Below are 18,763 nucleotides of genomic sequence, written 5' to 3'. Positions count from 1 at the left end.
CCCATATCGGACAAGAGTTAAGAGATGGAAAATAATAATACTTGCCTATTTATATGCGCGTGTTTGCTGGCGATGTCGCCCCTGACCGTAAGTGGCCAGGAAGCCATACCCCGATTTTCAGTCGAAGAGGCCGTCCAGGAAGCCTTGCATCGCAACCCTTCCATGAGGGAGACGTCCGCAACCATGGCGGTAGCCGACGAGTCAGTGAAAAGCGCCCGCGCGGACTTGCTGCCCAAGATATCGGCAGGGTACGGATACACCGCGCTGAAGGAAGATCCGGTTTTGAAAATGGCATCCGGTGACGTTCAGATCGCTTCCCGGAAGCAGTACAATTGGAACGTGACCGCCGTCCAGCCCCTGTTTTCCGGTTTCGCCTTGAGCTCGAGATACAATATCGCTCGGCTGGATACCCTATCGCGGACCCTGGAAAAGGATCAGACCATTCTTGATTTGACCCGCAGCGTGTGCAGCGCCTGTTACACCCTGTTGTTGGCGGGAAAGATCTTGGAGGTACGAAACGACGAGGTCCACGCCTTGATCGCTCACAAACGCGATGCGCAGCTGTTTTTCAGCCAGGGCCTGATTCCACCGAATGACCGGCTCAAGGCTGACGTGGCGCTATCCAATGCGCTTCAGGAGCAGGAGCGCGCCAAGGCCAATGTCCGTAAGGCAGTGATCGGTATCAATCGTCTTCTGAACCGGTCATTGGAATCCGAGCTTGTTATCAAAGATGCGCCCATGCCGGTCCAGGCGTACGACGACCTGGCCGCCCTCAGTGAGCGGGCGCTGAAGGATCGACCGATTTTACGTCTGGTTGATATCGGCATGAAGCAACTGGAGCTTGTTAAAAAAGCAAGCCAAAGCGCCTGGTACCCGCAGATTTCAGTTGTTGGCAGCTATGCAAAGACGGGTGATAACCCCAGTGCCAGCAGCAATGAATACAGTGACAGTGACGGTTCCTATGTGGGAGTGAAGCTCGAATGGAATTTTTGGCAAAGCGGAAAGATACGGGCCGAAGTGAATCGCACCTGCCGTCAAATGGAAGCCCTGGATGCCAAAATCGAAAATCTGAAAGCACAGGTACTGGAGGAGGTGAGCGACGCGCTGATCGATTGCCAATTGGCCCGCACCAACATCGCTACGGCTGAAAAGGCCCTATCCCAGGCCCGGGAGAACTGGCGCATCACCGACCTCCAATACCAGCAGCAGGTGGCCACCTCGTCGGATGTGCTGGATGCGCGCTCTTTTCTCACCCAAGCGGATACCAATTACTACCGTGCGGTGTACGGTTATTTGGATGCCGTGGCCGGCCTCGAGCGGACCATCGGGAAAAAGCCGTCTTCTGCGTTGGTCTTTTCCACACATAGCCCCACTATGCGTAAGAAAGCCCGCCTTGAATACGAATGAAAATCATGCGCATCCGGGTATATTCTTATCCGCCAATCGCCTAAGCGTTCTCGATTTGGATCAGACGATTTCATTGCAATGCCGTCCTTTTTTTTCTATATTTAATTCCGATGGATATATTCCAACGAACCAAAAATGGCGTCGATATAAAGACGCCATACACCGAATCGAGCATCCCCCATGACAAATGCCAGTAGCATCCGCGACCGCGCCAAAACCTTTTATAACGCATTGGATTTGGATCGGCCGATAAACTTCGGAGTCCGGGATCTGGTTGAAAACAGCCTGGACTCAAGCGTCTATGTCGAGCACATTCATGGAACCGGTCAACGCGACCCGGTCCAGGAATTGGCCGCCCATATCGATTTTTCTGCCAGCGCCGGTGCCTATCTGTTCACCGGCAACCGGGGGACAGGCAAAACAACCGAGTTGCTGCGCTTGGCGAAGATCCTGCACGATTTCGGTTGCGAAGTATTTTATGCCGATTTATCCGAATATTTGACGCTAACCCAACGTATAGAAATCACTGATTTTCTGATCGCAATTTTAGGCGCATTTTCCGAGAAGGTCGAAACGCGGATCGGCAAGGCGCCTGGCAGCCAGGGATTCTTTGAACGGGTCTGGTCGTTTTTAAAAACCGATGTTCGGTTCGACGAAATCGCGATCCCCGCCGGAGCCTTAGAGCTGAAAGCATCGCTGCATCACAATCCGAGTTTCAAGTCCGAGCTCCAGAGAAAAACCCGCGGGTTGGTGGAAAAGCTGGTCAAGCAGGCACGCGATTTTGTCGGGGAAGCGGTTCAAACCATACGCCGCGAACGTGCGACACCCGATAAAAAAATCGTACTGATTGTCGATTCGGTGGAACGATTGCACGGCGTCGGCGATTCCAAGGACGTGAATGAGGTCTTCAAAAGCGCGGAGACACTGTTTGCATCCCATGCGGAAAAACTTCGATTTACAGGACTCAACACCGTTTATACCGTCCCCCCCTACCTTTCCGCCCTGGCCGGTGGGCTGGGAGCCTATTATGCGGGCGGGCGCATCTACTCGCTGCCGAGCGTTCACATTTACCGATGCTGTCCTGGCGTCGGTCAACGGCCCGAACCTTACCCGGATGGGCTTAAAAAAATGCCCGCGATCGTGGAAAGACGGTATCCGGACTGGCAGGCCTTTTTCTCCGCGGAGCAGCTCAACCGACTCGCCGAGAGCTCGGGCGGTGATCTGCGGGATTTTTTCCGCATGCTGCGATTGGTCATTGCCCGTTCCCCCGGCCAACAACAGCTGCCGGTCCCCGACGCGTTTCTGGTAGATGCGGAGGACGCGGTGCGCAACGACATGCTGCCGATTGCTGAAGACGATCTCAAATGGCTGGAAAAAATCATGGCCCGCCACAAGCCCGAACTCCCCAATCGGGATGCCCTGCCGAACTTCGCCAGGCTTCAGCAAGGCAAATATGTGCTGCAGTATCAAAATGGTGAAGACTGGTACGATGTGCATCCCCTCCTGCATAAAGAGGTCACACCCATTGATCAAGGACGAGATTGATTCCCTGTGGATCCAACTGCGCCCGCATCTGGAATGGGCGCAGGGTTTCAGCCTGATTCTGATCTTTGCCAATCATCCGGTTCCGGTCGCCCTTCTGCGTCAACATCTGGCGGATCGTCTGCAACTGCGTACCGCGCGCATGCATCGCTTCACCCCTTCGTCGGCAGAGGACATCGAGGCTCTGGCCGATGCCGTGCTGAGCTGTCGTCCCGGCTTGGGGCACGGCCCCATATGGGTTGAGCTGTGGCGGCAAGCCATGGAACCCGTGTGGGAGACCGCCAGGCGCGGCTTTCTGAATCGGTTGAACGAAAGACGGTTCTTACTGGAACGCGATGTGCGCCTACCACTGGTGCTCGTGCTGCCGCAGGCATGCCGTGGCCGCCTTCCCATCGAGGCGCCCGATCTCTGGGCTGTCCGCACATTCACGGCCACCCTTCCGGTACCGATAGCTGGCGATGAACCGATCGCAGCCAAGCCCTCCCCCCCAAGCCAGGATAATGGCACGATGCCACCAAGCGCATCTGAACAGGAGTGGCATCGACTCTGGGCCACGACCCCAGACAGGTCAAAAATCAATCCCTGGGACGGATTCGAGGCCGTCGACGCGGCGTTGGATCGCGGCGACCTCCCTGGGGCGCAGACAATTGCCCGCCAGGCTTATGATCTTGCCCGTTTGTTGCGCCAGAGCCTTGGCGATACCCCGCAGTCCCTGCGTGACCTGTCCGTCTCCCTGGATAACGTGGGCGGTGTGGAACGGGATCTGGGAAACCTGGAGGCGGCAGGCAGCGCCTACCGCGAAAGCCTGGAGATACGCCGCGGCCTGCGCCAGAGCCTTGGCGATACCCCGCAGTCCCTGCGTGACCTGTCCGTTGCCCTGAATAACGTGGGCGGTGTGGAACGGGATCTGGGAAACCTGGAGGCGGCAGGCACCGCCTACCGCGAAAGCCTGGAGATACGCCGCGGCCTGCGCCAGAGCCTGGACGATACCCCGCAGTCCCTGCGTGACCTGTCCGTTGCCCTGGATAACGTGGGCCGGGTGGAACGAGATCTGGGAAACCTGGAGGCGGCAGGCACCGCCTACCGCGAAAGCCTGGAGATTGCCCGCGGCCTGCGCCAGAGCCTGGGCGATACCCCGCAGTCCCTGCGTGACCTGTCCGTTGCCCTGGATAACGTGAGCGGTGTGGAACGGGATCTGGGAAACCTGGAGGCGGCAGGCAGCGCCTACCGCGAAAGCCTGGAGATACGCCGCGGCCTGCGCCAGAGCCTGGACGATACCCCGCAGTCCCTGCGTGACCTGTCCGTCTCCCTGGATAACGTGGGCGGTGTGGAACGGGATCTGGGAAACCTGGAGGCGGCAGGCACCGCCTACCGCGAAAGCCTGGAGCTTGCCCGCGGCCTGCGCCAGAGCCTGGGCGATACCCCGCAGTCCCTGCGTGACCTGTCCGTCTCCCTGGATAACGTGGGCGATGTGGAACGGGATCTGGGAAACCTGGAGGCGGCAGGCACCGCCTACCGCGAAAGCCTGGAGATTTTCCGCGGCCTGCGCCAGAGCCTGGACGATACCCCGCAGTCCCTGCGTGACCTGTCCGTCTGCCTGGATAACGTGGGCGATGTGGAACGGGATCTGGGAAACCTGGAGGCGGCAGGCAGCGCCTACCGCGAAAGCCTGGAGATTGCCCGCGGCCTGCGCCAGAGCCTGGGCGATACCCCGCAGTCCCTGCGTGACCTGTCCGTCTCCCTGAATAACGTGGGCCGGGTGGAACGGGATCTGGGAAACCTGGAGGCGGCAGGCAGCGCCTACCGCGAAAGCCTGGAGATTGCCCGCGGCCTGCGCCAGAGCCTTGGCGATACCCCGCAGTCCCTGCGTGACCTGTCCGTCTCCCTGGATAACGTGGGCGGTGTGGAACGGGATCTGGGAAACCTGGAGGCGGCTCGCGCGGCCCAGCGCGAAAGCCAGGAAATTGCCCGTGCCCTGCCCTCTAAAAAAAGTCAAGTTAACCCATGACGTATTCGTTCATGAGTGACCTTACCCATTTTTATTGCTTTGAGGGCCTGTTCTGACAACTACCCGTCCATCGCCAATGACGGGGCCATCCCGGACTTCAAGCGGCCAAGAAGCTGCCCGGGCAGGTTCCAAACCCGGAAAAGCCCGACCGGATAGAGCGGGTGATGATAGACAGCACCGAGGGCCTCGGCTGCCTGCAGGTCCTGGCCGGCCGCAACCCACACCCAGGCCCGGGCCAGCAAATATAAAAGATTCAAATGGGGCTTATGCACCGATGGCAAAGTTTTATCCGCAGCCTCCAAGTGGAATCGGGCATTTGCAGGATCTTTTGTCAGGCAGGCAAGAAAGGTCATTCCCAGGTGGGCCATGAAAAGGGGTTGCCCGCCCTCCTGTGCCTGGATAAGAAAGGTTTCGGCACGGCGGGGGTGGTCGGCTGCAATGGAGATGAGGCCCTTGAGGGCAAGCGCATTTTTAAACCGTGGCAGGGCCAGACCAAGATCCTTGGCGATATCCAAGACCCGATCCGTCAGGGAATCGGCCCTGGCCAGGTCTCCGTTGAGCAGGGAGATCAGGCCCAGTTCCTCGTATGCGGTCATCATGCCTATGGGCGCCCTGATCCGGTCGAAGGCGTCTGCAGCCGCCTGAAGTGGGGGTTGACCGGATTCAAGGTTGCCCTTGCCCACTTCGCAGATCCCGATATTGCAAAGGGTCCATGCCTTTTTAATCTCATCGCCGGCTTCGGTTCCGGCCTTGTGGCCCTGTCTGAAATATTCGATGGCCTTGTCCATCCGGCCCTGGGCCTGCCGGCATAACCCCATGCGGACCGTTACCCAGAAGGCCCGTTCAATTCCGGGATACGCCTTGAGGCCCAGGCCAAAGAGGCGGATGGCCTTGTCCCAGGCTTTTTCTTTCTGGGCCACGGCCCCCATCAGCAACAGGGCGTAGGCCCTGCCGGATCGGTCTTTGCGCTTTACGGCCAGCCTCAGCCACTGCCCGGCCCGGTCCTTGAGTTCCGATGCCTGCCGGGCAGCGAGACGCTCCGTTGTTGCCATGTCCAGCCAGCAAAGGGGAATCAGGGCCATATCCGGGCAAGGTTCGGCACCGGCCATTTCCATGACCAGGGTTTTGGCCGGTTGAAACAGGGCCTTGCTTTCATGATACCGGGTGTGCATGTCAAAATAGACGTATACCCCTTTTACCGCACGGATCAGGGCAAAAAGATCCTGCTGATCCACGGCTCTGAACCATGCCTGGCGGATATTGGGGAATTCGGCATCCATCTTTTCGCGGCAGGCCAGCATGCGTTCACCGATCAAGCCCGGTTCATTGTCGCGCGCCAGGTCCAGGTAATGGTGTTTATGGGCATCCAATACCTCATCCTCCAGACCGGATGCCGACAGTCGTTTCCCGGCATACTGCCTTAACAAGGGATGCATTTCAAAACGCCCGGTTTCGGGATCCGCCCGGAGCAGGGACTTTCTTGCCAGCCCCGTTGTCCGGCGAACGGCCGTTTCAGGCTCGATTTCCATGACCCGGGAAACCGCCTCAAGCGTAAAACTGTGCCGGAAAGCGGCAAGTTTCATCAAAAGGTCTTTCTCTTCTTTGGACAGACAGGTCCAGGAGGTGTCCAATACAGCCAGGATGCTCTGATGGCGTTCAGGCATATCCCGGATATCGGTTCTTAAAAAATCCAGGCTTTCCCGAATCCTGTCCGCGATTTTTTCCGGGGGGAATACATCCATCCATCCGGCCGCCAGGATCAGGGCCAGCGGCATGCCCCCGGTCAGGTCGCAGATCCGTGATACGGCCTGAAAATTATCCGCATCCAATTTGACAGTCGGCCTGACTCTCCTGGCAGCGGAAAGGAAAAGGGCGACCGCGTCCCAGGTTTCCTCGGCCCGGCATATGGCGACCGCCTTTTCACGGCCGGACAGAGGGGGGCGGGAAAGATCCGGAACAGGGAAGAGATGCTCACCCTCGAGCATCAGCCGGATTCTTGATGTGACCAGAATATTAAGATTGGGTGCCTGTTCCAGCAATGTTAGGACAAGACCTCCCCCTTCGGCCAGGTGTTCGAAATTGTCCATCACCAGCAAGGCTTTCCTGTGCCGCAGAAAATTGACGATCTGCCCTTCCAATCCGGTTTTCCTGTCGGATTCCGGCCCCAGGGCCTTGAGCAGTTCGCCAGCAAGCTCGCCGGGTGTCCGTAAGCCTGCCATCCCGATAAAAAACACCCCATCGGGAAAACAATTCATGAGGATTTCTGCAAGCTCAAGGGCCAGCCGGGTCTTGCCGATGCCTCCCGGCCCGGTCAGGGTAAGAAGCCGCACTTCCGGAGCCGTTATCTTTCCCACCAAAGCGTTTATGTCATCCTTTCGGCCCACGAAGCATGTGGACCGGGCCGGCAGGTTGGTCCGGGGCGGGGCATTGTCTGAATTGATCTGCCCATCCCGGTTGGTGTTGCGGATACGTTCCCCAAGGGCGGTTGTCTTATCTTCGGGCAGGACGCCCAGTTCCTTTTCCAGCAGGGCTTTGCATTTCTCATACTGACGGATGGCAAGGCCGGGGTGTCCTGCCTTCTCGTAAAGGCGGATCAGCAGCCGCTGCGCGCCTTCATCCAGGGGATCCAGGGCCACCAGTTGCCGGGCATGGGAAACCGCTTGTGAATACGTGCCCCGGTTGATCCCAAAACGGGCAAGGAATCCCAGGACTTCAGCGGCCCGGCCTTTCAAGTACTCAGCCTGCTCCAGCTGCCAGTCCTCGAAATCCGGGGCATCGTTGAGGGAAAAACCCGAAAGAAACGAGCGTTTGCAGATCTGCGCAGCTTCTTCCAGCGCGTTGATCCGTTCCGGTTGGAAGGGCTCCGGGCGGTTTTCCCCCACCTCGCCCTCCTTTTGGGGAAGCACGGCGGCACATTCCAGGAACCGGTTCACATCCACCTGCAGGTTTGCATGGGGTACAAAACCGATGGTTTCCCTGTCGATGCTCAGCCAGGACGTTCCCAGCGTCTTTGCCATGAGCCAGAGGGCCTTGCGAAGCGATGCCCTGGACCTTGCCGGGTCGCTTTCCGGCCAGAACATGGTAGCCAGCTTTTCCCTGGAATGGACTTTCCCGGTAACAGCCAGGTAGGCGGCCAGGGCAACGGCCTTTCGCCGGCCGATCTTTACTGCCGTACCGTTCACGCGGAAACATGGGGGACCGAAGAATAAAAATTCAATCTGGGTCATGGGCTGGTTCTCCTGGGCGGAAACTTATCTTATCCCCCGGGGCTTGACAATTTTTAATTGGAAACGCCCGTGTCACGCTTTGGGGAACGGAATCGGAACGTTGGCTTGTTACTTAGGAAGGCAAGTCTTCCAAACTTAACCTGAAAATAGAAAAAAGGAGATTTGCCCAATGCTATCCCAATGGATTTTGCCCGCCTCCCTGACCCTGGTATGCTGGGGCGTATGGAGCTTCATCCCCAAGATCACCACCCGGTACATCCACCCCATGAGCGCCATGGTCTATGAAGTTGTGGGTTCCATTATCGTGGGCAGCGTGGTTCTCTCCCTGCTTGATTTCAGGCCCGATATCAATCCCAAAGGCATTTGCCTGGCCATTTTTACCGGGATCCTGGGCCTTACCGGTGCCCTTGGATTTCTTTTTGCCGTCAAGTCCGGAAAGGTGTCTGTGGTCGCCATGTTCACGTCATTGTCACCAGTGATTACCCTTGCTTTGGGATGGCTGGTGCTAAAAGAACCCATTACCCTGAGGGAGGGGCTGGGCATTATCAGCGCCTTTGCAGCCATCTATTTTTTTACCAGCTGAGTCTGTAGGTAAGAAATAACTTTTCGCGAGCCCTTTGGCCAAAGGAGAAGGAAATGGAACCGTTAAAACATGAACCGTTAATGGAAGCGTTGGGCCTTACCCAAGAGCCACTAGGCATCTTTTACACAGACCGGCAGCCCTCATCGGGATATGCCCCCAGAGCCCAGGTTCCCCTGGGCCGACTGGCAGAGGCCCCGGACGGAGAGATGCACTGGAATTCCTGCGTGTTGGGAAAAGTACGGCGGGCCTGTCGTGAAAATAAGGCGGCCTATTTTGACCATACCCGTTATGGCTGCCTGGGCGGGGCCTTTTTCATGGGATTCAAACCCCATTACGAGGACTTTGAGCCGGATCTCCTCTCAACAGGCATTCCCGGGCGTTTTGAAGGGGAGCGTTATGTGGACGGTCCGGAAACCGGAAAAGCCTTTTATGATGGGTTTGAGCCGCCCCGGGCAACGGGCCGTTTCCTGGTGACCCAGCCCCTGGGGTTGTTTAAAAAAGATGAGCAGCCCGAACTGGTGGCCTTTTTCCCAGGCCCCGGGGCCCTGATCGGTCTGAATGGGTTGACGACCTTTGTGACCCGTGACCCCCAAGCGGTATGCACCCCCTTTGGCATGGCCTGCTGCAACTTGATCGCATGGCCCAGAAAATTGCTTTGCATGGGAGAACAAAAGGCAGTGGTCGGCTGCTTTGATATAAACGGCCTCAAGTACCTTAAAACAGGGGGCCTGACCTATGTTGTTCCCTTTAGCCTGTTTAAAAAGATGGTGGCGGTATGGCCGGAAAGCGTGTTGGGGACCAGGGCCTGGAAACGGTTAAAGATATCAACGGATTGGAGTTGATCAATCCTTTGTGTAAAAAACAACGGCTTCAGGAAAAACGCAACTTTCCTGAGCCGCCGTTTCTCATAGTATGTATTGCAGCCCGATCCCATATCGATGCTTTTCCTTGTCGTCAATTCGTTTCAGCCATTTGATTTCCGCCAGACCAATAAGTCGCGGGTTGGCATCTTCCTTGGATAACGAAACCTTTTTGTGACCGACGGTTCTCACAATAAGAATGGTGCCGGTATTGAACTTTTTTCGTGCTTCAAGATAGCTGCCGTGGGTGGAGAAGTTATACATTACGCCATCGGTAGCGCTGTTCATGCCGCTGCTGGTAAAGGGACTGCAGATGACGGCAACCTCAGTGGGGCTCCGTTTGATGATACGCGGATCGTTTTTTTGTTCAGTTCTTTTTCTGTGCATGGTTTCACCTCGCTATAATCCCCAGAGCAAGATTGTTATAGACGAATTACCGAATTCCGGCTGTCGCCAAACGGCGTGGGCAAAAGCCCGTCGGCTTCGGGATCATTTTCCCAATTATATTTGTCTAAAAGATACCGGAACTGATAAGACCGGCCGATCTTAAGATCGACGGTTGTTTTGAAAGCCCCGTTCTTCAGTTTTTTCATGGGGGTTGCGGAAATCGACCAGCCGTTGAACTCCCCCACGACGTGAGCGCTTTGACTTGCATTGGCAACTGCTTTTGCAATTTTGAAGGTAACCTTACATATCGGTTTGCGCTTTAAAAATTGTTTTTGGATACCCATTGCTCCCCTCCTATATTTTGTTGTTCGAGATGTGATGGTCCCCCATGGATTAGCATTGCTTTGCATCGCATTATAGTTGCTTCTCATGGATAAAATATTGGTCAAGGCACGAAAATCCAAAAGGCGCAAGCAGACTCATCTGTTCTGCTTGCGCCTTCACTTTATTACACGCCAATGGGTCGCCGTAAATCGTAAGACGCCTGCTTGCTATTATAATATTCTAACTAAATCGAAAGCAAATCACGGTCTTGTGGTTTCGGGAGACATTGTTCATCTCCGATTTGAACAGGGTCCAGTGTGGATTGACATGCAAAAGAAAAGGGCAGGCGTCGCCTGCCCTAGGGGAAATGGGGCGGGGGTCAACAAAGGCGGGCCTTACGGTAAAGAGGCCCGGGCCATGATCGTCTTGGCCCAGACGGCAACACCGGCACCGATCAGCAGCCACAGGGTGACCACGATCAGGGCACCAAAAAGGGCGCCGGACTTTTCCGCGGGCGGCGCCATGCCGGCCTGCTCACGACACTCTTGCAGGATTTCGGCGGGGATCATCTTCAGGCAGAGCAGGATGCCCAGGGGCAGGATGATCAGATCGTCCAGATAACCCAGGACGGGAACGAAATCGGGAATCAGATCGATGGGGCTCAGGGCGTAAGCCACCACCAGGATCGCCACGAGCTTGGCCTGCCGGGGAACCCGGGGGTCCCGGCAGGCCAGGGAGAGGGCGTGGATTTCTGTTTTCAACCGTTGGACCCGTAAGGTCCATCGCTTTATCCAACTCGACTCAGGGGGCATACTTTTCTCATCTGTGGAAGCAGCGACCTTCCGGCCGGCAACAAGGACACACCATGTCGGGCGCCGCCGCGAATCCTCTATTTGGAAAACAACCGCATGGCATCCCGGGGGGATTCGACCACCTTCTGAATCTTGTCCTGGATATCCTTTTTCTCAAGATCATCCTTTTTGTCCCAGGCCCCCTCGATTTTGGCGGTCAGTTCATCGATTTCGCAGGGTTTGGTGAGATAATCGTAGGCCCCCAGCTTGACCGCCTCCAGCGCCGAGTCGATGGAACCATGGCCCGTCAGCATCAGGGTCTGGGTAAACAGGCCCAGCTTCTTGATCTCCTTCAGGGTCGTCAGACCGTCCATGCCGGGCATCTTCAGGTCCAGCACAACCACATCGAAATTCCCGTTTTCAAGCTCCCGGATGGCCTCTGCGCCACTATTGACCGCCGTGCTCTGGTACCCTCGGGCGTCCAGCAGACGGCTCATGTTTTTGGCAAAAATGACTTCGTCATCGACCAGCAGTATTTTGGATCCGATCATCATGATCTCCTTTCGTTCGATAGGGGCGCCGCCCGCCCGAAGCGCTGACGCTGCCCGATGGATGATACGTTTATGCGGCCTTTTCCACTTGTTGGTCATATGCATGGACAGAATCGGGCTGGGCATCCGGCGACCGCAATGGCAGCCGGATGGTGAAATCGGTTCCCTGGTTGACAACGCTTTTCACGCTGATCTCACCGCCCAGTCGCTGGATGATGCCGTAACAGATCGAAAGGCCAAGACCCGTTCCCCGCCCCATGGGTTTGGTGGTGAAGAAGGGGTCGAAAATTTTGGCCAGCTTTTCTTCCGGAATGCCGCTGCCGGTATCCGAAACCACGATCTCCACGATGCCATCGGGTTCCAGGTAATTGGTGCGGATGGAGATGGAACCGTATTGTTTGTTCTCATGGGCGTCGATGGCGTTGGTGATGAGGTTGAGGAAAACCTGCTGCAACTGGGACAGGTCCGACAGAATCGGCGGGACCTCGGGTGACAACTCCTCGAGAAAGCTGATGCCGGAAGACTTGGCCTCCCGTGCCATCAGGTCGACCACCTCACCGATAAAGGCGTTGATGTCCACCGTGTCGATAACCGACTGCGTGCGGCGGGAAAAGCGCAGCAGGTTGTGGGTAATGCGCTTGCAGCGCTTGATCTGGACGTCGATCTGATTCAGAGAGTCGTCCAGTTGGACGCCGAATTCCGCATCCATGTCACCGACCCGCCGATAGGCGTCCAGAACAATCTCCCGCTCCGTGGAGATGATCGCCAGGGGGTTGTTGATCTCATGGGCCACCCCTGCGGACAACTCGCCGATGGAGGCCATTTTGCTCGTCTGCATGAGCTGGCTGTTCAGCGCATCGGCCTCGGCATCCTTGCGCTTGACGAGGTTGAGCATGTAGCGGGTGACCAGAATCGTCACCACCAGGATCGTGGCCGCGGTGACGTGCAGGAAGATCAATACCGAGAAGTTGGCCTGGTTTTCAGCCCCGAAGGCTTCGTCCTTGTCCTGGCGGACCACCAGCATCCATTGCGGGGTTTCCAGCCAGGCCGTGCTCACGATCTGCCGCACCGACCGCTCGCCGTTGAAACCGGCATCGGCCGCCTCCTGCCGCACCCGAATCCCCGGATGGACCTCGCCCACGTCAATGGCGGCAGGCTCCATAATCCGGCCGCTGTACCGGGGTGTGGTCTGGTAAATGCCCTCCCGGTTGACGAGAAAGACTTCCCCGGTCCGGCCGATCATGACATTCTCCACCAACGACCGGAAGGCTTCCGTGTCCACGGTGGCCCTCAGGGTCCAGGGCCCGTCGGTATCGTTTCCCCGAACGGCGATGATGAAATGCGGTTCCCGGCGAAACCCCATGAACATGTCGCTGATGTACAGACCTTTTTCCATGACCATCTTGAACCAGTGGGCATCCTTGTAATTCTTGTCCAGCAGGTCATAGGGGCCCACATAGGCCAGATGGTCGCCCTGGTCGTCGATCACCCCGAGGTCGGTCAGGGTCCAGTGCTCCTTATTGAACAGGTCGAAGGTCGATCGCAGGAACCCGGGTCGGGAAAAATTCTGACGGCTGTGGGTGGCGGCCATCAGCGCCAGTTTGTCGCTTTGCTCCTCAAGAAACAGCTCGATGACCTTGCGGTGGTGCTGCACCTCTTTACGAAATTCCGTCATTACCTGCTCTTCGCCCAACCGGTTGTATTTGATATTCATGCCCCATCCCACCAGCAGCAGGGGAACGACGGAACAGACCAATGTCAGTAGCACAAACCGATAAAAAAGCCGTCTGTATCGAGCCTGGCGATCTTCATCGGGGCTGGGGGTATCTCCATTTTGCAAATGATCCGATGGTAAATCTTGCATATCGCCTCCTTCCGCAATGGGGGGTCGCGGCCCTTGCCCGGCCACGCGACGTTGTTGTCGTATTTCCAAATCAAGGAGCATGCCAAAAAAATAATTGCCGCCACTTTTTTTTATCCAGAAATATCAGTTAATTATTAATGGTCAAGGGCTCTTTCAGGGCACTTGGCGACGGGGTGTCCACCGCGTGGTGACAACTGTGTCTCTTGCCACCGTGGGTATCGCTACGGTCAGAAAAGTTGCGGCCAGAACGGCTTCTGGACGCTGATCACCTTGGCGATGACGGCGGGAACGAAGGCTGACCTCGGGTTTCGCCGCTCTTCTTCTGTCCCGGCATCCGGATCGGTGTTGCAGAGTTCTTGGAGAAAACGCAACCCGCACACCTCGATACCCTTGACACTGTAGCCGCCTTCGAGAATAAAGGCGATTCGTCCGCCGCACACCCGTGTGGCCATGCGGAGCAGCATGCGGGTAAGCATCCCATAGCCTTCCGGGGTTACCTTCATCCCCCCCAGCCGATCGTGCAGGTAGAGATCGAAGCCCAGTGACACCACGATGAATTCAGGCCCGAATGCGTGGGTCAGCGGATCGACGATCCGCCGGAAAACAGCTTCAAAGGCCCTGTCGCCGGCCCCTTTGTCCATAGGAATGTTTACGGTAAAGCCTTTTCCAGGCCCCTGGCCGATCTCACCGAGGCTGCCGGTACCCGGATACGCCGGATAACCGTGGGTGGAGAGGTACAGTACCGAAGCGTCGTCATAAAAAGCGGTTTGGGTGCCGTTTCCATGATGGGCGTCCAGATCGATGATCATGACGCGTTTGAGGCCGTGCATCTTCTGCAGGTAGCGGGCGGCCAGGGCCGCGTTGTTGAGCAGGCAGAAGCCCATGGCCTGATCCGGCTCGGCGTGGTGCCCGGGGGGACGCACGGCGGCCACACCCCGGCTGGCCCGGCCGCTGCAGATGCCGTCCATCAACCGAAACACGCCGCCGACTGCCAGGCAGGCCACCTCCCAGGAGTGCTCCGTGGTCTGGGTATCCATGTCCAGGGTGACCAGCTGGCGGCCCGCGGTTTTTTCCAGCCGGGCAATGTAGTCGGCCGCGTGTACCCACAGCAACTGTTCACGGTCGGCCGGCTCGACCATCATGGAATGCCACCGGCCGGCAATGCTCGGGTGGGCCAGGGCGCGGCAAAAGGCGTCGAAGCGCCGGGGACTTTCCAGGTGAAACACATTTTTCAGGTGCAGGCCAAATCGCGGGTCGTCCACCACCAGGATGGTGGTCTGCGAATTCGGCGTTTCGCCGCTGATCCGCACCTTGCCCGTGCGGGTGGCCATATCGATCAGGGCCGTGGCTTCGGCGATGCGCGTCTGGTTTTTGAGCAGCAGGGCCAGGGCGGTGGTTGCCGGATAGGGCTGGTGCCGGCAGACCAGACAGCGTTTGATAAACGCCAGGAGCGGCTCGGGGTTCCGCCGCCCCCGGCGAGCCCGGCCGAGTTCCTTGATGGACGTACGGATGAGCGACTCCAGCCGGTCCTTGACCGTTCCGGCGGGCGCCCGTGGATCATCGGCCATGTCGGCAATCGTCGCCAACAGGTAGCCGGCAGGGGTTTCCAGGACATAGCGGCACAGGCGCTGCTCCGTGAACCCGGCGTCCAGATAGAATTTTCGGGCCCCCACCTCACCGTCCAGGAAGATATGGCGCACGTCGGGGGCAAACGTGTGCCACAGCATCCAGACGCCGGCCAGCATGAATGTGCCGACGCCCCTGGCCGAGGTTTCGGTGTCGTCGTACTGCGGCGCCCGCCGGGCGATATACTTGATTTCAAAACGGTCGTTGATCGCGTGCCGATGGCGTTGGAGCTTGACCAGGCCCAGCAGCTGCCCACCAGCGATACACGCATAAATAAATGGAAAGGAGCCGTCGGCCCAGCTGTCGAGCAGGAAACGGACGCTGAAGAATTCGAAGCGCTGTCCGGCCACTTGCAGAAGCATCTGCCGGGTGAGGGGCAAAGGAACGAATTGGGCCGGCATCCCGGCCACCAGATGGCCGGAAAAATGGGGGCCCGGCGATTGGGCCGCGGGCAAGGCCACGGATGCCTCCAGGTTGGCCGGCCGGTTTTTCAGGCGTTGCAGTTCATAATCCACCTGCAGCTCGGCACCGGCCCGCCGAATATCACCGGCCAGCTGGTGAATATTTCCGGAAATCCAGGTGCCCACCCGAAGCTGCTTTTCGCGAAGTTCACCCCACTTGAAAACCAGGGACTGTTCGAGGGTGGCGATACCGTCGGCCACAAAAGCGGTTTTGGGAACGTCAACGCGTTCCCCCTCGAAATAGTAGAGAAACCCTTTCCCCTCCGAGTCTTCCGTCTGGCCGCCGGAATCGGGGGCGATACGGATGCGCTGGTCGTCGAAAAGGGCCTGGAGCCCGTATCCCGATTCCCGGTCAACGTGATGAATGGCATCGAGGGCCAGTTGGATATGCTCGCGTTTGATCATGTTTCAGCGTTCGCATCCGTTGCGCCGGCCACCACCGGTGACGCGCCCAGATCACAGGGCAGGAAAAGCCTGAAGGCGGTGCCGGCAGATGTGGTTTGCAGCAAAATTAGCGAACCGCCCAGGGCCTGGATGACATCCCGGGCAACAGGCAATCCCAGACCGGTGCCGTCGGACTTGGTGGTATAAAGCGGCTCGAAGATCTTCTCCCGCTCCGCCTCCGGAATTCCGGGACCGTTGTCGGCAATGGTCATGGCCACGCCCTTGTTCTCACGGGTCAAGGTAATTTGAATCACGCCATGTTGATTCACTGCATGGATCGCATTGATCAGCAGGTTCTGAATGGCATGCCGCAATTTTACCTCGTCGGACCGGATTTCGGGAAGATCGTTTTCCACCTCCCATTCCACACGGATACATCGAAGGGTCAGTTCCTGTTGTAACCAGGTGAGCAGTGTTTTGACAACGCTTTCAAGATTCACGGCGGTGATCATGGACGTCTGCTGGTCAAAAATGGAGAGAAACTGGTTGAGACGCTCCCGGCCCACGGTTGCCGATTCGCTGATCTGCCGGATGTCCTCGTTCACCGGCGGTGTCAGGTTGTCCGCCAGATGGGTTTCCAGCCACTGGGCCGCCACCGTGATGCTGGACAGTCGATCGATGATTTCCCGAAGCAGTCCGGTTCCCAGTTCCATGGCCGAGGTCATGAAGCTGCTCCGGCGAAGCTGCCGGTTCAGATGCCCGATCCGCTGTCGGGTGGCCTCCAGTCGGCTGACCAGGGCGTCGGCCGTGAGCAGAACGAAGCAGACAATCAAAAAGCCGCCGATCAAGAGCGCCCAAAGCGACAGAAGCCGCATTTCGACGGCCGGCGCATACACGGCGTCCTTTTCATAGTGCACCGCCAGTATCCACGGTGCCGCCTGAAGCCAGGTGGTCATGAGGATCGTGTCGCCGTCCGTGCGCGTCCGGATCCCGTCAAACCGATCCTGGGCACCGATGTCCGAAGGCCCCATGATCTGTCCACCGGACGGCGGAGGAATCTGGTACCGGCCATTCTGATTGACCAAAAAAACATTCGCTGAGAAAAAGGCCTTTTGCTCCGGATTCATTTGCCGGTGGATCTGCTTTGAATCGACGCTGGCCCGGATGATCAGGTCCTGGAGACGTCCCTGGCCGCGGACGGCAATACTGATGTGCGGAAGCTGCCGATTCCCCAGTTCCATGTCACTGATGCAGCTTCCTGCGTCCCGCGCCTTGCGGAACCACTCGCGCCCGCTGTAGTTGCCGGTCTGCCGGGCATAATGGCCCGTATAGGCCAGCTGGTTGCCATCCAGGTCGAAAATGGCCAGATCGTTCATCCAGGGCCGCTCGCGGATCAGGTCCCGGGCGTAGGCATCGAAACGCTCCTGGTCGGTGAGAATGGCGGAAGGGACGCGGGCCACCCATCCAAGTTCCAGAATGCGGTCTTGCAGGAACCGGTCAAGATGCCACTGTCTCAGGGTGGCATCCCGAACCAGCATTTCAAGGGTTCTGGTTTTGAAGATGGAGACCGCATAAATGGAGAAAATACCGCCAATGGTCACCAGCGGAATGAATGCCGCCCCCAGGAGTGCGGCCAGGACCCGATACCACAAGGTCCGAAAATGCGGATCGTCGTTTTTCATTTAATCGCTTTCCTCAATGGGTTCATCGCCCTGGGCATCGGCATTTTCCAGGTACACCAGAACATCCTTGAACCGGATCACGCCGAGCACCCGCCGATCGTTGTCAATCACCGGCAAGGTCTGATAGGTATTGTCGATCATGATCTGGGCCACTGTTTTCAGCGGCACATGAGGATCGACGGCGACCGTATCCCGTTTCATCACCTCGCCGACCGAGCGGTCCGGCAGCCACTGGGGATTGGCCGACAACTGCTCCCATGTCGTTGCCGGCGGTGCGGCCCCACCGGTGACACAGCCAAGAATTTCCTGTTTGCTCAAATGGCCGACAAGACGATCGCCATGATCGACGATAAACAGGGTTTCACCGGCCATCCGGGGCAAACGGTGATTGAGAATCGAAAAGGCCTCCAGCAGGGGATCGCTATCCATGATGCGCCGGAACGCTTCCAGAATCAGTTCGCCGGCCAGGGAGCGGGGCCAGAGGATGGGCCGGCGCCGAATTTGTTCCACCCGGCAGGCCACATCCAATTTGGCCACCAGGTCCTCGATGCCACAGGGTTTCATCAGGTAATCGAAGGCGCCCCGGCGGAGCGCTTCGATTCCCGTGTCCAACGATGCGTGACCGGTCAGCATGATCACCGCCGGTGACGGTGTTTTTGCCTTGATTTTCTCCAGCGCCGCCATCCCGTCCATCACCGGCATGCGAATATCCAGCACCACCGCGTCAAAGGGGTGGGTCTCGATGAGGGCAAGGGCGTCGCGCCCGTTACCGGCCGTCATCACCTGGAAATTGCGCGCTTCAAGCAGCCGGGCCATCTGGGTGACAAACCGCGCTTCATCGTCCGCCAGCAATATCCGCCGCTGGCGGGGAGGATTCTTCATCGGAGCCTTTTCCATGGCCTTGGCCTCCTTTGCAAACCGCCTCTTTTAAAAACGATTGTCTACTGGCATTGGACACCGGCGGGCAAAAGCGGAACCTGCCGACGACACAACGCCTCGCAAAAGGTCTCCGGGAACCGGTGACGTCCTGCCGGCCGGTCGTTCCCGAGGGTTGTTTTTGGTCGCC

14 protein-coding genes are annotated in these 18,763 nt (G+C 57.9%); 5 read left to right on the top strand and 9 right to left on the bottom strand.

Going from position 1 to position 18,763, the window contains the following annotated elements; all coding sequences use genetic code 11:
- Nucleotides 1-72 precede the first annotated feature (72 nt).
- The 3 genes from GN112_RS18685 to GN112_RS18680 all read left to right on the top strand — a co-directional run bounded on the left by GN112_RS18685 (nt 73) and on the right by GN112_RS18680 (nt 4,957).
- Nucleotides 73-1,407, top strand: a complete 1,335-nt coding sequence (locus tag GN112_RS18685; protein ID WP_231717247.1) for a TolC family protein — start codon at nt 73-75, stop codon at nt 1,405-1,407.
- Between the two features lie 180 nt (nt 1,408-1,587).
- On the top strand, nt 1,588-2,952 hold the full coding sequence (locus GN112_RS33640) for a P-loop NTPase family protein (protein WP_162459002.1): 1,365 nt from the start codon (nt 1,588-1,590) through the stop codon (nt 2,950-2,952).
- Nucleotides 2,933-4,957, top strand: coding sequence for a tetratricopeptide repeat protein (locus GN112_RS18680; protein ID WP_162459001.1), 2,025 nt, complete (start codon nt 2,933-2,935; stop codon nt 4,955-4,957). Before GN112_RS33640 ends, GN112_RS18680 begins: the two co-directional genes overlap by 20 nt.
- 59 nt (nt 4,958-5,016) lie before the next feature.
- On the opposite strand, the gene GN112_RS18675 is transcribed toward GN112_RS18680, so the two are convergent.
- Entirely contained in the window at nt 5,017-8,184 is a 3,168-nt protein-coding gene (locus GN112_RS18675; protein ID WP_155311605.1) for an AfsR/SARP family transcriptional regulator, read from the bottom strand.
- A 169-nt stretch (nt 8,185-8,353) separates the two neighbouring features.
- Between GN112_RS18675 and GN112_RS18670 the strand changes: the two genes are divergently transcribed.
- Entirely contained in the window at nt 8,354-8,767 is a 414-nt protein-coding gene (locus GN112_RS18670; protein ID WP_155311604.1) for an EamA family transporter, read from the top strand.
- Nucleotides 8,768-8,820: 53 nt separating this feature from the next.
- The gene (locus tag GN112_RS18665; protein ID WP_155311603.1) at nt 8,821-9,609 is read left to right on the top strand and encodes a DUF169 domain-containing protein; all 789 of its coding nucleotides are present in this window, start codon (nt 8,821-8,823) and stop codon (nt 9,607-9,609) included.
- 63 nt (nt 9,610-9,672) lie between these two features.
- On the opposite strand, the gene GN112_RS18660 is transcribed toward GN112_RS18665, so the two are convergent.
- The 8 genes from GN112_RS18660 to GN112_RS18625 form a co-directional block, all read right to left on the bottom strand.
- Nucleotides 9,673-10,014: a hypothetical protein gene (locus tag GN112_RS18660; RefSeq protein ID WP_155311602.1), complete on the bottom strand. Its 342-nt coding sequence runs from the start codon at nt 10,012-10,014 to the stop codon at nt 9,673-9,675.
- A gap of 35 nt (nt 10,015-10,049) precedes the next feature.
- The gene (locus tag GN112_RS18655; protein ID WP_231717061.1) at nt 10,050-10,463 is read right to left on the bottom strand and encodes an isoamylase early set domain-containing protein; all 414 of its coding nucleotides are present in this window, start codon (nt 10,461-10,463) and stop codon (nt 10,050-10,052) included.
- Nucleotides 10,464-10,733: 270 nt separating this feature from the next.
- Nucleotides 10,734-11,150, bottom strand: coding sequence for a YkvA family protein (locus GN112_RS35320; RefSeq protein ID WP_155311601.1), 417 nt, complete (start codon nt 11,148-11,150; stop codon nt 10,734-10,736).
- Between the two features lie 77 nt (nt 11,151-11,227).
- Nucleotides 11,228-11,683, bottom strand: coding sequence for a response regulator (locus tag GN112_RS18645; RefSeq protein ID WP_231713899.1), 456 nt, complete (start codon nt 11,681-11,683; stop codon nt 11,228-11,230).
- 67 nt (nt 11,684-11,750) lie between these two features.
- Nucleotides 11,751-13,544: a sensor histidine kinase gene (locus GN112_RS18640; RefSeq protein ID WP_162459000.1), complete on the bottom strand. Its 1,794-nt coding sequence runs from the start codon at nt 13,542-13,544 to the stop codon at nt 11,751-11,753.
- A gap of 227 nt (nt 13,545-13,771) precedes the next feature.
- Entirely contained in the window at nt 13,772-16,036 is a 2,265-nt protein-coding gene (locus GN112_RS18635) for a histone deacetylase family protein (RefSeq protein WP_155311599.1), read from the bottom strand.
- Nucleotides 16,033-17,697, bottom strand: coding sequence for an ATP-binding protein (locus GN112_RS18630; protein ID WP_155311598.1), 1,665 nt, complete (start codon nt 17,695-17,697; stop codon nt 16,033-16,035). Before GN112_RS18630 ends, GN112_RS18635 begins: the two co-directional genes overlap by 4 nt.
- Nucleotides 17,698-18,594, bottom strand: coding sequence for a CBS domain-containing protein (locus tag GN112_RS18625; protein WP_155311597.1), 897 nt, complete (start codon nt 18,592-18,594; stop codon nt 17,698-17,700).
- Between the last annotated feature and the right edge of the window lie 169 nt (nt 18,595-18,763).

It is taken from the genome of Desulfosarcina ovata subsp. ovata (genome assembly GCF_009689005.1).
Lineage (GTDB): Bacteria > Desulfobacterota > Desulfobacteria > Desulfobacterales > Desulfosarcinaceae > Desulfosarcina > Desulfosarcina ovata.
This window is presented reverse-complemented; position numbering and strand designations above follow the sequence as displayed.

Bases quoted from the DNA above. Each gene is read 5' to 3' on its own strand.
- GN112_RS18685 (WP_231717247.1), top strand. From the start codon at position 73: ATGTCGCCCCTGACCGTAAGTGGCCAGGAAGCCATACCCCGATTTTCA.
- GN112_RS33640 (WP_162459002.1), top strand. From the start codon at position 1,588: ATGACAAATGCCAGTAGCATCCGCGACCGCGCCAAAACCTTTTATAAC.
- GN112_RS18675 (WP_155311605.1), bottom strand. From the start codon at position 8,184: ATGACCCAGATTGAATTTTTATTCTTCGGTCCCCCATGTTTCCGCGTG.
- GN112_RS18670 (WP_155311604.1), top strand. From the start codon at position 8,354: ATGCTATCCCAATGGATTTTGCCCGCCTCCCTGACCCTGGTATGCTGG.
- GN112_RS18665 (WP_155311603.1), top strand. From the start codon at position 8,821: ATGGAACCGTTAAAACATGAACCGTTAATGGAAGCGTTGGGCCTTACC.
- GN112_RS18660 (WP_155311602.1), bottom strand. From the start codon at position 10,014: ATGCACAGAAAAAGAACTGAACAAAAAAACGATCCGCGTATCATCAAA.
- GN112_RS35320 (WP_155311601.1), bottom strand. From the start codon at position 11,150: ATGCCCCCTGAGTCGAGTTGGATAAAGCGATGGACCTTACGGGTCCAA.
- GN112_RS18645 (WP_231713899.1), bottom strand. From the start codon at position 11,683: ATGATGATCGGATCCAAAATACTGCTGGTCGATGACGAAGTCATTTTT.
- GN112_RS18640 (WP_162459000.1), bottom strand. From the start codon at position 13,544: ATGCAAGATTTACCATCGGATCATTTGCAAAATGGAGATACCCCCAGC.
- GN112_RS18635 (WP_155311599.1), bottom strand. From the start codon at position 16,036: ATGATCAAACGCGAGCATATCCAACTGGCCCTCGATGCCATTCATCAC.
- GN112_RS18630 (WP_155311598.1), bottom strand. From the start codon at position 17,697: ATGAAAAACGACGATCCGCATTTTCGGACCTTGTGGTATCGGGTCCTG.
- GN112_RS18625 (WP_155311597.1), bottom strand. From the start codon at position 18,594: ATGGAAAAGGCTCCGATGAAGAATCCTCCCCGCCAGCGGCGGATATTG.